Here is a 13577-nt window from a genome sequence, read left to right on the forward strand (position 1 = left end):
GGGCAAGCCTCGCTCCTACAGGTCCTGCGCGAATTTGTAGGAGCGAGGCTTGCCCGCGAAGAAGGCGACTCGGTCCTCAGTCTGACTCAGGCACCCGATTCCAATACCTGAACAACGGCTCCGCCAGAAACAGCACAAACAACAGCCGCATCACTTGCATCGCCGTCACCAGCGGCACGGACAATTGCAGTGTCTCTGCCGTCAGGCTCATCTCTGCAATGCCGCCGGGCATCATGCCCAACGTCAGCGAACGCAGGTCCAGATGGGTCAGCGCACTCAATCCCAGTGCCGCCGCCGTGGCGATCAACATGGTCAGCACCGTCCCGATCAAGGTCCGGCCCATGAATGAAGGTGCCCGACGGAAAAACTGCCGATTGAAGTGACAGCCCAACCCGCTGCCGATCAGCCATTGGCCGATCTGACTGCCGCCATTGGGCAAACCGATGTGCAAATCCCAACCAATGCTCACCGCTGCACTCACCAGCAACGGCCCGAACAGCCATGGATTGGGTTGACGAAGATGTTCCCAAATCCAGGCCGCCAAAGCGCCCGCAGGGAACAGCAGGGCCAACAGCCACCAATTGACGACGGTTGGATGCAGGACCGGTGCACCGTAACCCAACAAATACTTGAAGGCCGCCGGCACGCACAGCACCACCACCAACACCCGCAAACTTTGCCCCGCCGCCACGCGACTGAGTACCGCACCGTTGCGCGCGCCGAGGTTGACCATCTCCCCGGAGCCGCCCGGCATGCTGGAAAAGAACGCGGTGGCGCGATCCTCCCCGGTGCGCCGCATCAACCAGACCCCGACCACGGCGGACAGGCTGGTGATCAACGCACCGAAGAAGATCAGACCGAAGTGACTCAACACCTGCTCCATCACCACTGGGGTGAAGTGCAGGCCGATACCGATACCGACGACCCACTGGCCGCACTTGCGCCCGCCAGGGATTTCCGCCAACTGCCAGGGTGTCAGGCAGCGCACCAGGATGATCGCCAGCAACGAGCCGACCATCCACGGCAGCGGCCAGCCGACCAAACTGGCGAGGTAACCGCCCAGCGCACCGACCAGCGGCGTACCCCACCAGGCTTTGAAGGGTGTTCGATCAGACATCGGCGATTGCGCGCCGGGCGACCGAACGTTTGCGCCAGATCCGCAGGATCGGCATCAGCAGCATGATCGCGGTCAGCACCCAGCAGCCGAAGGTGATCGGACTGGACCAGAGGATCTCCAGCGCACCGTTGGAGATCGACAGGGCGCGACGCAGGTTCTGCTCCATCAAACCGCCTAGGATGAAGCCCAGCAATACCGGCGACAACGGGAAGTCCAGCTTGCGCAGGATGTAACCGAAGATACCGATGCCGATCATCAGAAACAGGTCGAAGGTGGTGGCGTGTACCGCGTAGACGCCGATCCCGGTAATGATCGCGATCACCGGCACCAGCGCCCAGTTCGGCACGGCGAGGATGCGGGTGAAGATTCGGATCATTGGGATGTTGAGGATCACCAGCATGACGTTGGCGACGAACAACGAGGCGATCAGGCCCCAGACGATGTCAGGTTGTTGCTGGAACAACAGCGGGCCGGGGGTGATGTTATACAGCGACAGCGCGCCGATCATCACCGCTGTGGTCCCCGAACCTGGAACGCCGAGAGTCAGCATGGGCACCAGCGCGCCGCAGGCCGCGCCACCGATGGCGGTTTCCGGCGCAGCGAGGCCGCGCATGTCACCCTGGCCGAACGTGCCTTTGGCGCCGGCGATGCGTTTTTCGGTCATGTAGGCCACGGCGCTGGCGAGGGTCGCGCCCGCACCCGGCAACACGCCCATGATGAAGCCCAGAAGGCCGCAACGGATGTTCACCGCGAACACCGCCGAGGCTTCCTTGAAGTTGAACATCATGCGCCCGGTGGCTTTTACCGCTTCCTGGCCACGATGAGTTTTTTCCAGCAGCAGAAGGATTTCACTGATGGAGAACAAGCCCAGTACCAGCACAACGAACTGAATGCCGTCCGTCAAATGGATGTTATCCCCGGTGAAACGATACACGCCGCTGTTGGCATCGATCCCGACGGTCGATAGAAACAAACCGATCAGCGCGGCGATAAACGTCTTAAGTGGTCGGTCGCCGGCCATGCCGCCGAGACAGACAATCGCAAACACCATCAGCACGAAGTATTCCGCGGGTCCGAAGGCAATCGCCCATTTCGCCAGCAGCGGGGCGAACAGCACCATGCCGCAAGTCGCGATGAACGCACCGATGAACGAGCTCCACGCCGACAGCGACAGCGCTACACCGGCCAGGCCTTTGCGGGCCATCGGGTAGCCGTCAAGCGTGGTCATGACGGTGGAAGCTTCGCCCGGGATGTTCAGCAGGATCGAGCTGATCCGGCCGCCGTATTCGCAGCCCAGATAGACCGCCGCCAACAGGATCAGGGCCGACTCCGGTGGCAGGCCGAGGGCGAACGCGATCGGGATCAACAACGCCACGCCATTGATCGGGCCCAGGCCGGGTAACAGGCCGACAACGGTACCGATCAGTGTGCCGCAGAGCGCGGTCACCAGGTTGTACGGGGTCAGCGCGACGCCGAAGCCCTGACCCAAATAGCCAAGAGTATCCATATCAGTTCTCCAGAACGTCGAGTACGCCCAAGGGCAGTGGCACGTCCATCAACTTGTCGAACAGCAGGTAAAGACCAATGGCCATCAGGCTGATGATCACCGCGCTCGGTAGCCAGCGGCCGCCATACAGGCGAGCCATGGGGACGCCGATCAGGATGCTGGCGACGATGAAACCAAGGGGTTCGAAGGTGCCGGCGAACACCAGCAACAGCACCACACAGATGCCGATCTTGATCAGCGTTTCACGGTCCAGTTTTGGGTCGTCTTCGCTGTGGATGATCGGAGTCGGGCGAAACACCATGTACAGCAAGCCAAGACCCATCAGGCCGAGCATCAACAATGGAAAGGCGCGTGGCCCCACCGGTTCGTAGGAAAAAGCCGCCAGGTACGGCCAGGCCATCAGCGCCAGGCCAATACAGGCCAGCAACAGCACCGAAGCAAAAATGCGTTGTAAGAGCATGGGAAACTCCTGTGCCACGGCCCCGCAAATCGGGGGCCGCAGCCGCTAGACAGAGGCGATCACTGGATCAGGCCGAACTCTTTGGCCAGCACTTTGTAGTCGGCAACCTGCTTCTTCACGTAGGTGTCCAGCTCCGGGCCGGTCATGGCGAACGGGAAGAGCTCACGCTGATCGCGCAGCTTGGCGAAGTCTTCGGACGCCAGCAGTTTGTCGAAGGCCTCTTTCCACCAGGCGTAGTCTTCGTCGCTGACCTTTGGCCCGAGGTAGAAACCGCGAACCACTGGCCAGACGATGTCGTAGCCTTGCTCTTTGGCGGTCGGGATGTCTTTCATTTCCGGCTCGTCCAGACGCTTCTCGGAGAACACGGCGAGCAAGCGCATGTCACCGCTCTGGATGTGCGGCATGGAGTCGGAGATGTCGGTGCTGCCGACCTGGATATGGCCGCCGAGCAGGGCGGTGGCGATTTCACCGCCGCCTTCAAGGGCGACGTAACGCAGGTCGCGCGGGTTGATCCCGGCGGCCTTGGCGATCAGTGCCGTTTGCATCCAGTCCTGGCTGCCAACGGTGCCGCCGGAACCGATCACCACTTTGCTTGGATCTTTCTTCAGTGCTTGAACGAGATCGTCGAGGGTCTTGTAAGGCGAATCGCTTTTTACCGCGATGGCGCCATAGCTGGTGCCTACGGCCGCGAGCCAGCGAACATTGGTTTCATCGAAGCGACCGAACTTGCCCTGGGCCAGGTTCAGCAGCGAACCGCTGGACCACGCCACCAAGGTGCCGGCATCGGCCGGACGTTGAGCAACCACCGCGTTGTACGCCACCGCGCCGACACCGCCGGGCATGTAGGTCACGCGCATTGGCTTGGTCAGCAGTTTTTCGTTCACCAGCGCGCTTTGCGCCAGTTTGCAGGTCAGGTCGAAACCGCCGCCTGGCGAGGCTGGGGCAATGCATTCCGGGCGTTTTGGTTCGGCCATCAATTGGCCGGCGAACAGCATGCAGCTGGCGGCGAGGGCGAAACGGCGCAGTGATTGATTCATTTTTGTCTCCACGGGAGTTTTTGTTTTTGGGGATGTTTCAGGTGCGGCGATTTCGCGTCGTGCAGCCGGTAGGGGCGCTGACAAGCGTGAACGAAGGGGATTGAAAAAACGGGTGGGACGGGCAAACCTGAAGCTGTCTGGCCAGCATGGTGCAGTACCTCGTTATTGTTCTTATTGGCGAAAATGCATCAAGGCATTTTTCGGGAGCTACATTTCAAAGCACGATCGGGTGGTCCGCAGTCGAAACCATCCGTGGGTCGACTCTAACGGGCCAACCTTTCACTAACCTTTCAGTTGGCTTTCACAGTTTTCAGGCTTCACAGCGGCGAATGCGACTGTAAACTCCGCGCCAAAGAATGGCGTCGACCATCCCTGAATGAGGTAAAAATCCATGCGTGTTCTGCTCGTCGAAGACCATCTGCAGCTCGCCGAAAGCGTCGCCCAGGCGCTCAAGAGCACCGGGCTGACCGTGGACGTGCTGCACGACGGCGTGGCGGCCGACCTGGCCTTGAGCAGCGAGGAGTACGCCATGGCGATCCTCGATGTCGGCCTGCCGCGCATGGATGGTTTCGAAGTGCTGGCGCGCCTGCGGGCCCGGGGCAAAAACCTGCCGGTGCTGATGCTGACCGCGCGCAGCGACGTCAAGGATCGGGTGCACGGGCTCAACCTTGGCGCCGACGATTACCTGGCCAAACCTTTCGAACTGACCGAACTCGAAGCGCGGGTCAAAGCCTTGTTGCGGCGCAGCGTGTTGGGCGGTGAACGTCAGCAGCGCTGCGGCGTGTTGGCCTATGACCTGGATACTCGGCGCTTCACCCTCGGTGAGGAATTGCTGACCCTGACCTCTCGCGAGCAGGCGGTCCTCGAAGCATTGATCGCCCGACCCGGTCGGGTGATGAGCAAAGAGCAACTGGCCGCTCAGGTGTTTGGCCTCGATGAAGAAGCCAGCCCGGATGCCATCGAAATCTATGTCCACCGCCTGCGCAAGAAGCTCGACGGCCAACCGGTCGCCATCGTGACCTTCCGCGGCCTCGGCTATTTGCTGGAAAGCCGCGATGCATAAGCCCAGCAGCCTGCGCTGGCGGTTGTTGTGGAACCTCGCGCTGTTGTTGGTGGTGTTGATGCTGGCCAGCGGTTTGAGCGCGTACTGGAATGGTCGCGAAGCCGCTGATACGGCTTATGACCGGACCCTGCTGGCGTCGGCGCGGACCATCGCCGCCGGCGTGTCCCAGCGCGATGGCAGCCTCAGCGCCGACGTGCCTTACGTGGCCCTCGATACGTTCGCCTACGACAGCGCCGGGCGGATTTTTTACCTGGTCAACGACATCAATCAGAAGCTGATTTCCGGTTACGAAAACCTCCCGCCGCCGCCCCCGGGAACGCCACGTACCGATGACTATCCGGCACTGGCACGCTTCTATAACGCCCAATACCGTGGGCAGAACGTGCGCGTGGTGAGCCTGCTCAAGCCGGTGAGCGAGCCGAACATGAATGGCATGGCGGAAATCCGTGTGGCAGAAACCGACGAGGCTCGGGTCGCGATGGCTCGCAGTCTGGCGGCGGACACGTTGCTGCGTTTGGGCATGTTGGCCATCGGAGCGTTGCTGATGGTGTGGTTTACGGTCAGCGCGGCGCTGCGTCCGCTGGAGCGCTTACGCACGGCGGTGGAAGAGCGTCAGCCGGATGATTTGCGGCCATTGCCACTGGTGGAAGTGCAGCATGAATTGTGGCCGCTGGTGCGCGCGCTCAATCACTTTACCGAGCGACTGCGCGGGCAGTTCGAGCGGCAGGCGCAGTTTATCGCCGATGCCGCCCATGAACTGCGCACGCCGTTGGCGGCGCTCAAAGCGCGACTTGAGCTGGGCCTGCGTTCAAACGAACCGCAAACCTGGCGCAGCACCCTGGAAACCGCTGCTCAAGGCACGGATCGCCTGACCCACCTGGCCAATCAATTGCTTTCGCTGGCGCGGGTAGAGAACGGGGCCCGGGCGATTGCCGAGGGCGGTGCGCAGTTGTTGGACTTGAGTCAGTTGGCGCGCGAGCTGGGCATGGCCATGGCGCCGTTGGCCCATGCCCGCGGCGTCGCCTTGGCGCTGGAAGCGGACGAACCGGTGTGGCTGCGTGGCGAGCCGACGCTGTTGAATGAGCTGCTGAGTAATCTGGTGGATAACGCCCTCGCTCACACGCCGTCGGGGGGCAATGTGATTCTGCGGGTCACGGCGCCGGCGGTCCTGGAGGTCGAGGACGACGGGCCGGGGATTCCCTTTGATGAGCGGGATCGGGTGTTCGAGCGCTTTTATCGGCGCAACCAGCAAGTGGCAGGGTCCGGGCTGGGGTTGGCGATTGTCGGTGAGATTTGTCGCGCGCACCTGGCGCAGATCAGCCTGCACGATGGCGAGTCGGCGGGGTTGAAAGTGCGGGTGAGTTTTATTGCGGGGGAGTGAAACACATTACCTGTGGCAATCCGACAAGCCCCCTCGCCACAATGATCAATAAAACATCGACCGCGATTCTTCCAGATCCCGGCACATCGCCTCATTCTCCGGGTCGATCCCCAGTTTCTTGAACGCCGGCACGCTGAACGCATCGATACGGGCCAGCGGGTGATCGGTGTCCTTGTGGCAATACAGGCTGGCCACCTGAACCAAATCGACATAATCGACCCGCTCGGACTGGCGTGTGAAATCCAGGTACAACCCCGGCAACTGCACCAGCATTTCCGGAAATTCCCAGACCCTGAGCAGCTTGTCGCCGATCAAGGGATGAATGCGATCGATGACATGGTTGAGGCTGACCGGGTCAGACAGCAACTCATAATGGTCTTCGGCGTAGGTCAGGATCGGCAGTACGCCAATCTGATGCACCAGTCCGCCAAGGGCTGCCTGATCAGGCTTGAGTTGCGTGTAACTGCGGCACAGCGCATAGCTGACCCCGGCGATTTCCAGGCTTTTACGCCAGACATCGCGCATTTTCTGCGCCACCACTTCAGAGCGGGCGTGGAAAATCTGCTCCATCACCAGGCCGATCGCCAGATTACTGCTGTAGTTGACGCCCAGCCGGGTGATCGCCGTGTGCAGGTCAGTCACTTCCTGAGTCGCGCGCAGCAGCGGGCTATTGACCACTTTGATCAGGCGCGCCGACAACGCCGTATCACGGCCGATCACTTTACTCAGGGCGCTGACACTGACTTCCGGGTCTTCAGCGGCCTTGCGAATCTGCAGGGCCACTTCCGGTAACGTTGGCAGAACCAGGTCATCGTTATCGATGGCCTCAACCAAATCCTGTTGGACCTTATCCGCCAGATCGCTCATTTCTTTTCTCTAGGGTGTTGCAACAAGTGCTGCGGTTAACGCTGGATTTCGCGATCGCGATCCAGTTGATAAGGCAGGTCGAGCAGGTGCAGGGCCGGCCCTTCGAGGGCGCCCAGGTGAATATCGCCACCTTCTGCTGCTTCGGCTTGCAGCACGGCCAGGAGTTCAATGTTTTGCCCGGCGCTGGCGGCCAGCACCACTTCGCCGATAGAACTGCCATGGGACGGGGAAAACAGTTGCGTGCCGGGCTCGGGCAATTCGCTGGCATCCAGTGTCAGGCGATACAAGCGACGCTTGAGTTTGCCCAGGTACTGCATGCGCGCGACGATTTCCTGGCCGGTGTAGCAACCCTTTTTGAAGCTCACTCCACCGACGGCTTGCAGATTGAGCATCTGCGGGATGAACAGCTCGCGGGTGCTCGGCATGACCTGGCCGATCCCTGCGCGGATCTGGCCCAGCAGCCATTGATTCAGAGTGCCTTCGGTCAACAGGGCGGAGAGCTTGCCCTTGGTGACGTCGGCCTGATTGGCAGCGACCCACAGTTCCGCGCGGTCCGGCGAGACGCGAATGGCGATCAGACCTTCAAGACGCACGACGCTGTCGGTGTCTGCCGGCAGCTCAAGACCCAGGCTGCTCAGTGCGGCATCGCCATGATCGAGGCCGAAGCGGACCCAGGCGGCGCTTTCATCGGTCAGTTTGGACTTGGAGAACACGGCGTACTTTTTCAGGTCCGCCAATTGTGGCTCGAGCAGTTCGGTGGCCATCGCCATCAGCACGCCGTCACCTTCCAGCACAATGCGAAAGCTCGATTGCATCCGGCCTTTCTGCGTGCAGCGGGCGCCAAGACTGGCCTGGATATCGCTCAAGTAATTGAGGTTGCAGGTCAATTGGCCTTGCAGGAATTTGCTGGCGTCCGCGCCGCGGACTGCAAGAACGCTTTCATGGGACAGGGTGCAGAAAAAAGCAGAATCGGCCATGGGTCATCGCAGGGTAAAGAATCTGGGGGACATCATAAGGGGGCGCTCTCGAAATGGGTAGTTCGCAAAGGATCGATGGCGCCCGACCAAAGCCGAGTGTTCGACCGGGCTTGGGCCTGTATACTTGCCGCCTATTTGAGGAGCGCTCCATGGTCGAAGATGTTGAACTGAATCGCCTCTACTGGCACAGCCGCCGCGGCATGCTCGAGCTTGACGTATTGCTGGTGCCGTTCGTTAAGGAGGTCTACCCGCATCTCAACGACGTCGACCGCGATTGCTACCGCAAGCTGCTCGAATGCGAAGATCAGGACATGTTCGGCTGGTTCATGGAACGCGCCGAATCAGAAGATCCGGAGCTTCAGCGCATGGTCCGCATGATCCTGGATCGTGTCCAGCCCAAGTAATGCGTTCGAATGCCGCTGGCATGCCTCGCGGCAGTTGCTGGCGGCGTATCTTGTGGCCCAGCTGTTCGCGCTGGGTTCGTTGTTTCTTCTTTCCATACCGCTCTGGGCCAGTTTGCTCGGCATGACGCTGTGTGTGGTTCATGGCGTCTGGCTGCTGCCGCGTCAGATTTTGCTGACACATCCACAGGCATTTCGCGGCTTGCGTCGCGATGCCGATGGCTGGCAGTTGTGGAATCAGGGCTCAGGCTGGCAGCCCGTGCAACTACGACCGGACAGTCTGGCGTTGCCGATGATGGTGGTCCTGCGTTTTCGACTGCGAGAGGAGCGGCGGGTCAGATCGATCTGCGTTCCCCGGGACTCGCAGGCGGCGGATGTGCACCGACGCCTGCGGGTCAGGCTCACATTCAGTCGGCGTAGGTGGGCGGCACCAGAATAGTGTCCAGCGCGACCGGCAGCATGTCCGGGTAGTCGAGGGTGTAATGCAGGCCACGACTCTCCTTGCGCTCCATGGCTGACCGGATCATCAGCTCCGCCACTTGGGCCAGGTTGCGCAACTCGATCAAATCCCGACTGACCTTATAGTTGCTGTAGAACTCGTCAATCTCGTCCAGCAACAGCCGCACGCGATGCTGCGCGCGTTGCAAGCGCTTGTTGGTGCGCACGATGCCCACGTAGTCCCACATGAATCGCCGCAGTTCATCCCAGTTGTGCGCAATGATCACGTCTTCGTCGGAGTCAGTGACCTGGCTGGCATCCCAGACGGGCAGGGTGATCGGAATCGAAACCTGCGGCAGCTGTTTCAGAATGTCCGCCGCCGCCGAACGGGCGTAGACGAAACACTCCAGCAGCGAGTTGCTGGCCATGCGGTTGGCGCCGTGCAGGCCGGTGAAACTGGTTTCGCCAATGGCATACAGCCCCGGCACGTCAGTGCGACCATTCTGATCGACCATTACGCCGCCGCAGGTGTAGTGCGCCGCGGGAACCACGGGAATCGGTTGCTTGGTGATGTCGATGGAAAACTCGAGGCAGCGTTCATACACCGTCGGGAAGTGAGTCTTGATGAACGCTTCGGGCTTGTGGCTGATGTCCAGATAGACGCAGTCGACACCCAGGCGCTTCATCTCATGGTCGATGGCGCGGGCGACGATGTCCCGGGGCGCGAGTTCGGCACGCGGGTCGAAACGCTGCATGAAACGTTCGCCGTTGGGCAGCTTCAGGTGTGCCCCTTCGCCGCGCAGGGCTTCAGTGATCAGGAAACTCTTGGCTTGCGGGTGGTAAAGGCAGGTCGGGTGGAACTGGTTGAACTCCAGGTTTGCCACTCGGCAGCCCGAACGCCACGCCATGGCGATGCCATCTCCGCAGGCTCCGTCGGGGTTGCTGGTATAGAGGTAGACCTTGGCTGCGCCGCCGGATGCCAGGATTACGAATCGTGCGCCGTAGGTGTCGACTTCACCAGTGCCACGATTGAGGACGTAGGCGCCGAGGCAGCGATCACCTTCCAGGCCCAGGCGTTTTTCGGTGATCAGGTCAATGGCGACTCGCTGCTCCAGCAGTTCGATATTCGGTCTGAGTTTGGCTTGGGCGAGCAGGGTTCTGAAAATCGCCGCGCCTGTGGCATCGGCCGCATGAATGATGCGCCGATGGCTGTGACCGCCTTCGCGGGTCAGGTGAAACTCGAATCCACCGTCTTCAGTGCCGGATTGTTCATCGCGGGTAAACGGTACACCTTGGTCGATCAGCCATTGGATGGCTTCTTTACTGTGCTCGACGGTAAAGCGCACGGCGTCTTCGTGGCAGAGGCCACCGCCGGCATTAAGGGTGTCATCAACGTGGGATTCGACAGTATCAGTGTCATCCAGAACGGCAGCGACGCCGCCTTGGGCCCAGAAAGTCGAGCCGTTGGCGAGGTCGCCTTTGCTCAGTACGGCGATGCGCAAATGACCGGGCAAGGTCAGCGCAAGGCTCAAACCGGCAGCGCCGCTGCCAATGACCAGAACATCGTGTTGAAACTGTTGGCTCATTTCAGGATTCCGCTCAAAGCGACCCGGGTCGGGGTTGGCGCAAGACTCCTGGAACGGCGAGTCAAGGCAGCCACACAGCCCACTAGTATATAGAGGGGGGGAGCGGCACAATACCCGAGCGCATATGGCATTGTGAAACTACCGTGACAGAAAATACCTGACGCTTCGTCGGATGGTTTTTCGGGCGGTTCTGCGGCAAGGCGACTGTATCAACGATTTAACAGTCTTTTTCTGTTCAGGGTTGCATGATGTCGCTTTCGCCCGGCTATAAATATTTGGAACTTTTGCCAAAGGCCCAAGATCAATAGACGGTGCCTGAAAAGAAGGACAGTGTCGGTTTCAGGGCGGGGCTTGTGGTTTGGTCCTGGTCAGTGAGTCCGATGACAAGATTATTCGCGCAGCCGGGTCATGCCGAGCTGCGCTTTTCGTGCGTGCCAAATCAGAGCCCGCAGGAAACTTGCTTGGAGGGGGAGAACTTTTGCGAAAAGCCCGAGTCTATGTTTGCAAGTCTGGTCGTTTAGTTATGCAAGCCTCCTCCGAGCTTATCGAGGAGTGTTCATGCTAACCCAGGAAGAGGATCAGCAGCTCGTCGAGCGCGTTCAACGCGGCGACAAGCGAGCTTTCGATCTGCTAGTGCTGAAATACCAGCACAAAATTCTCGGGTTGATCGTGCGTTTCGTGCACGACACCCATGAAGCCCAGGATGTGGCACAGGAAGCCTTTATCAAGGCCTACCGCGCACTTGGAAACTTTCGCGGAGATAGCGCGTTTTATACGTGGCTTTACCGCATCGCCATCAACACGGCGAAGAATTATCTGGTTTCACGCGGCCGTCGGCCGCCGGATAGCGATGTCAGTTCTGAAGATGCAGAGTTCTACGATGGCGATCATGGCCTCAAGGATCTCGAGTCGCCAGAGCGTGCATTGCTGCGGGATGAGATCGAAGGCACCGTCCATCGAACCATTCAGCAACTGCCAGAAGATTTGCGTACAGCTTTAACTTTACGTGAATTCGATGGTCTGAGTTACGAGGACATTGCGGCGGTCATGCAATGTCCGGTGGGTACCGTGCGCTCCCGGATTTTCCGCGCTCGGGAGGCCATCGATAAAGCCCTGCAGCCGTTGTTGCAGGAAAACTGAGACAGCGGCGATAGCCAAGAGAGGAACGCCATGAGTCGTGAAGCCCTGCAGGAATCGCTGTCCGCAGTGATGGATAACGAAGCGGACGAACTGGAATTGCGTCGGGTATTAAATGCCTTTGACGATGTTGAAACCCGTGAAACCTGGGCTCGTTATCAAATCGCTCGGGCAGTTATGCACAAGGATCTTCTGCTTCCACGTCTGGACATCGCCGCGGCAGTTTCTGCTGCTTTGGCCGACGAAGCCGTACCGGCAAAAGCCTCCCGTGGTCCATGGCGCAGCCTGGGTCGATTGGCTGTTGCTGCTTCGGTGACCGTCGCCGTGCTGGCCGGTGTGCGTCTGTACAACCAAGACGAGATCGCGGGTGTCGAATTGGCTCAGCAATCCAGTCAACCGGGTCTGGCCGTTCCTCAGGTCAAGGGTCCAGCTGTATTAGCAGGCTACAATGAGAGTTCGGAAGCCACTGGTCCTATGGCCAACGGCGTATTGCAAGGTCAACCAGGCTGGCACGATCAGCGTCTGCCAGGCTACTTGCGCCAACATGCTCAACAGGCTGCACTGAAAGGTACTGAGAGCGCTCTGCCTTACGCTCGTGCAGCAAGCCTGGAAAACCGTTAAGGAGGATCATGCGCGCCATACCTCTACTTTCGCTTCTGCTCAGTGGCTGGTTCATTGTTCCAGCCCACGCCGATGAAGCCCAGGACTGGTTGACCCGTCTTGGTCAGGCAGAGCAACAGCAAAGCTTTAACGGTACTTTCGTTTACGAGCGTAACGGTAGTTTTTCTACCCATAACATCTGGCATCGTGTCCAGGATGGCAAGCTCCGTGAGCGTTTACTCCAGCTCGACGGCTCAGCACAGGAAGTCGTGCGCATTGATGGGCATACTCAATGCGTCAGCGGCACCCTGATAGCAGGGCTTGGGGACTCTCCCAGCTCCGCTGCTCGTGCACTCGATCCACAAAAGCTGAAGAATTGGTACGAGCTTGCCGTCATTGGCAAGTCGCGTGTGGCTGGGCGTGCGGCAGTGATTGTTTCTTTGAAGCCACGTGATCAGCATCGCTACGGTTTTGAGCTTCACCTTGATAAGGAAACCGGCTTGCCGTTGAAGTCATTGCTACTGAATGACAAAGGGCAGTTGCTGGAACGCTTCCAGTTTACCCAACTGGATACCGACAATGTGCCGTCTGACCGCGACTTGCAGGCAGGCGAGGATTGCAAGGTTGTCACCCTAGACAGTGACAAGGCTTCCGCCGTCAAGGCCGCCCAGGTCTGGCATTCGGACTGGCTCCCGCCCGGTTTCGAGTTGACCAGCAGCAGCGCCCGCAAAGATCCAGAGACCAAAACCCAGGTCAACAGTCTGATGTACGACGATGGTCTGGCGCGGTTTTCGGTATTCCTTGAACCGTTGAACGGTGCCACCGTTACCGATACCCGCACCCAGTTAGGCCCAACCGTTGCTGTTTCTCGACGCTTGACGACCCCTCAAGGCGAGATGATGGTGACCGTGGTCGGTGAGATTCCGATAGGTACTGCTGAACGGATTGCGCTGTCCATGCGCTCCGATGCCACTGCAACCAAGTAGTGAGCTGATATCGAAATGTT

General features: G+C 59.8%; 14 protein-coding genes. 7 read left to right on the forward strand and 7 right to left on the reverse strand.

Features of this window, described 5'->3' with window-relative positions:
• Positions 1-76 precede the first annotated feature (76 nt).
• From ACA068_RS07800 to ACA068_RS07815, 4 genes are read right to left on the reverse strand one after another with little or no spacing between them, the layout of a single operon-like run.
• A complete protein-coding gene (locus tag ACA068_RS07800) occupies positions 77-1117 on the reverse strand; it encodes an AbrB family transcriptional regulator (RefSeq protein ID WP_497308908.1) in 1041 nt (346 codons plus the stop codon).
• Positions 1110-2624 carry a tripartite tricarboxylate transporter permease gene (locus ACA068_RS07805; RefSeq protein WP_497308910.1) on the reverse strand — a complete coding sequence of 505 codons (1515 nt, stop codon included), beginning with the start codon at positions 2622-2624 and terminating at the stop codon, positions 1110-1112. Before ACA068_RS07805 ends, ACA068_RS07800 begins: the two co-directional genes overlap by 8 nt.
• 1 nt (position 2625) lies before the next feature.
• A complete protein-coding gene (locus tag ACA068_RS07810) occupies positions 2626-3084 on the reverse strand; it encodes a tripartite tricarboxylate transporter TctB family protein (RefSeq protein WP_497308912.1) in 459 nt (152 codons plus the stop codon).
• A 59-nt stretch (positions 3085-3143) separates the two neighbouring features.
• Positions 3144-4121, reverse strand: a complete 978-nt coding sequence (locus ACA068_RS07815) for a Bug family tripartite tricarboxylate transporter substrate binding protein (protein ID WP_497308914.1) — start codon at positions 4119-4121, stop codon at positions 3144-3146.
• 391 nt (positions 4122-4512) lie between these two features.
• On the opposite strand from ACA068_RS07815, the gene ACA068_RS07820 reads away from it, so the two are divergent.
• Both ACA068_RS07820 and ACA068_RS07825 read left to right on the forward strand, forming a co-directional pair.
• Complete coding sequence (locus ACA068_RS07820) at positions 4513-5184, forward strand: response regulator (RefSeq protein ID WP_007941432.1); 672 nt, start codon at positions 4513-4515, stop codon at positions 5182-5184.
• Complete coding sequence (locus ACA068_RS07825) at positions 5177-6565, forward strand: sensor histidine kinase (protein ID WP_497308916.1); 1389 nt, start codon at positions 5177-5179, stop codon at positions 6563-6565. The genes ACA068_RS07820 and ACA068_RS07825 overlap by 8 nt, the downstream gene beginning before the upstream one ends.
• A gap of 45 nt (positions 6566-6610) precedes the next feature.
• On the opposite strand, the gene ACA068_RS07830 is transcribed toward ACA068_RS07825, so the two are convergent.
• Together ACA068_RS07830 and ygfZ are read right to left on the reverse strand one after the other, a co-directional pair.
• Positions 6611-7432: an HDOD domain-containing protein gene (locus ACA068_RS07830; RefSeq protein WP_497308918.1), complete on the reverse strand. Its 822-nt coding sequence runs from the start codon at positions 7430-7432 to the stop codon at positions 6611-6613.
• 35 nt (positions 7433-7467) lie between these two features.
• Positions 7468-8409 (reverse strand): CAF17-like 4Fe-4S cluster assembly/insertion protein YgfZ, encoded by a 942-nt coding sequence (ygfZ, locus tag ACA068_RS07835; RefSeq protein WP_497308920.1) that lies wholly within the window; start codon positions 8407-8409, stop codon positions 7468-7470.
• A 149-nt stretch (positions 8410-8558) separates the two neighbouring features.
• Between ygfZ and ACA068_RS07840 the strand changes: the two genes are divergently transcribed.
• Together ACA068_RS07840 and ACA068_RS07845 are read left to right on the forward strand one after the other, a co-directional pair.
• Positions 8559-8813, forward strand: a complete 255-nt coding sequence (locus ACA068_RS07840; protein ID WP_007944081.1) for an FAD assembly factor SdhE — start codon at positions 8559-8561, stop codon at positions 8811-8813.
• The gene (locus ACA068_RS07845) at positions 8797-9249 is read left to right on the forward strand and encodes a protein YgfX (RefSeq protein ID WP_497308922.1); all 453 of its coding nucleotides are present in this window, start codon (positions 8797-8799) and stop codon (positions 9247-9249) included. The genes ACA068_RS07840 and ACA068_RS07845 overlap by 17 nt, the downstream gene beginning before the upstream one ends.
• On the opposite strand, the gene nadB is transcribed toward ACA068_RS07845, so the two are convergent.
• The gene (gene nadB, locus ACA068_RS07850; RefSeq protein WP_497308924.1) at positions 9218-10834 is read right to left on the reverse strand and encodes an L-aspartate oxidase; all 1617 of its coding nucleotides are present in this window, start codon (positions 10832-10834) and stop codon (positions 9218-9220) included. The two genes, ACA068_RS07845 and nadB, sit on opposite strands and share 32 nt — an antisense overlap.
• Positions 10835-11392: 558 nt before the next feature.
• On the opposite strand from nadB, the gene rpoE reads away from it, so the two are divergent.
• Genes rpoE through ACA068_RS07865 form a run of 3 tightly spaced genes read left to right on the forward strand, consistent with a single transcriptional unit; the run spans position 11393 to position 13557 of the window.
• Positions 11393-11974, forward strand: a complete 582-nt coding sequence (gene rpoE / locus ACA068_RS07855; RefSeq protein ID WP_007944079.1) for an RNA polymerase sigma factor RpoE/AlgU — start codon at positions 11393-11395, stop codon at positions 11972-11974.
• A 30-nt stretch (positions 11975-12004) separates the two neighbouring features.
• Complete coding sequence (locus ACA068_RS07860) at positions 12005-12592, forward strand: sigma-E factor negative regulatory protein (RefSeq protein WP_077749615.1); 588 nt, start codon at positions 12005-12007, stop codon at positions 12590-12592.
• Positions 12593-12600: 8 nt separating this feature from the next.
• Entirely contained in the window at positions 12601-13557 is a 957-nt protein-coding gene (locus ACA068_RS07865; RefSeq protein ID WP_497308926.1) for a MucB/RseB C-terminal domain-containing protein, read from the forward strand.
• Positions 13558-13577: the final 20 nt, after the last annotated feature.

The sequence above is a fragment of the Pseudomonas sp. LBUM1660 genome (assembly GCF_059695935.1).

Excerpts from the sequence above, each read along its gene's own strand:
- ACA068_RS07800 (WP_497308908.1), bottom strand. The coding sequence starts at position 1,117 with ATGTCTGATCGAACACCCTTCAAAGCCTGGTGGGGTACGCCGCTGGTC.
- ACA068_RS07805 (WP_497308910.1), bottom strand. The coding sequence starts at position 2,624 with ATGGATACTCTTGGCTATTTGGGTCAGGGCTTCGGCGTCGCGCTGACC.
- ACA068_RS07810 (WP_497308912.1), bottom strand. The coding sequence starts at position 3,084 with ATGCTCTTACAACGCATTTTTGCTTCGGTGCTGTTGCTGGCCTGTATT.
- ACA068_RS07815 (WP_497308914.1), bottom strand. The coding sequence starts at position 4,121 with ATGAATCAATCACTGCGCCGTTTCGCCCTCGCCGCCAGCTGCATGCTG.
- ACA068_RS07820 (WP_007941432.1), top strand. The coding sequence starts at position 4,513 with ATGCGTGTTCTGCTCGTCGAAGACCATCTGCAGCTCGCCGAAAGCGTC.
- ACA068_RS07825 (WP_497308916.1), top strand. The coding sequence starts at position 5,177 with ATGCATAAGCCCAGCAGCCTGCGCTGGCGGTTGTTGTGGAACCTCGCG.
- ACA068_RS07830 (WP_497308918.1), bottom strand. The coding sequence starts at position 7,432 with ATGAGCGATCTGGCGGATAAGGTCCAACAGGATTTGGTTGAGGCCATC.
- ygfZ (WP_497308920.1), bottom strand. The coding sequence starts at position 8,409 with ATGGCCGATTCTGCTTTTTTCTGCACCCTGTCCCATGAAAGCGTTCTT.
- ACA068_RS07840 (WP_007944081.1), top strand. The coding sequence starts at position 8,559 with ATGGTCGAAGATGTTGAACTGAATCGCCTCTACTGGCACAGCCGCCGC.
- nadB (WP_497308924.1), bottom strand. The coding sequence starts at position 10,834 with ATGAGCCAACAGTTTCAACACGATGTTCTGGTCATTGGCAGCGGCGCT.
- rpoE (WP_007944079.1), top strand. The coding sequence starts at position 11,393 with ATGCTAACCCAGGAAGAGGATCAGCAGCTCGTCGAGCGCGTTCAACGC.
- ACA068_RS07860 (WP_077749615.1), top strand. The coding sequence starts at position 12,005 with ATGAGTCGTGAAGCCCTGCAGGAATCGCTGTCCGCAGTGATGGATAAC.
- ACA068_RS07865 (WP_497308926.1), top strand. The coding sequence starts at position 12,601 with ATGCGCGCCATACCTCTACTTTCGCTTCTGCTCAGTGGCTGGTTCATT.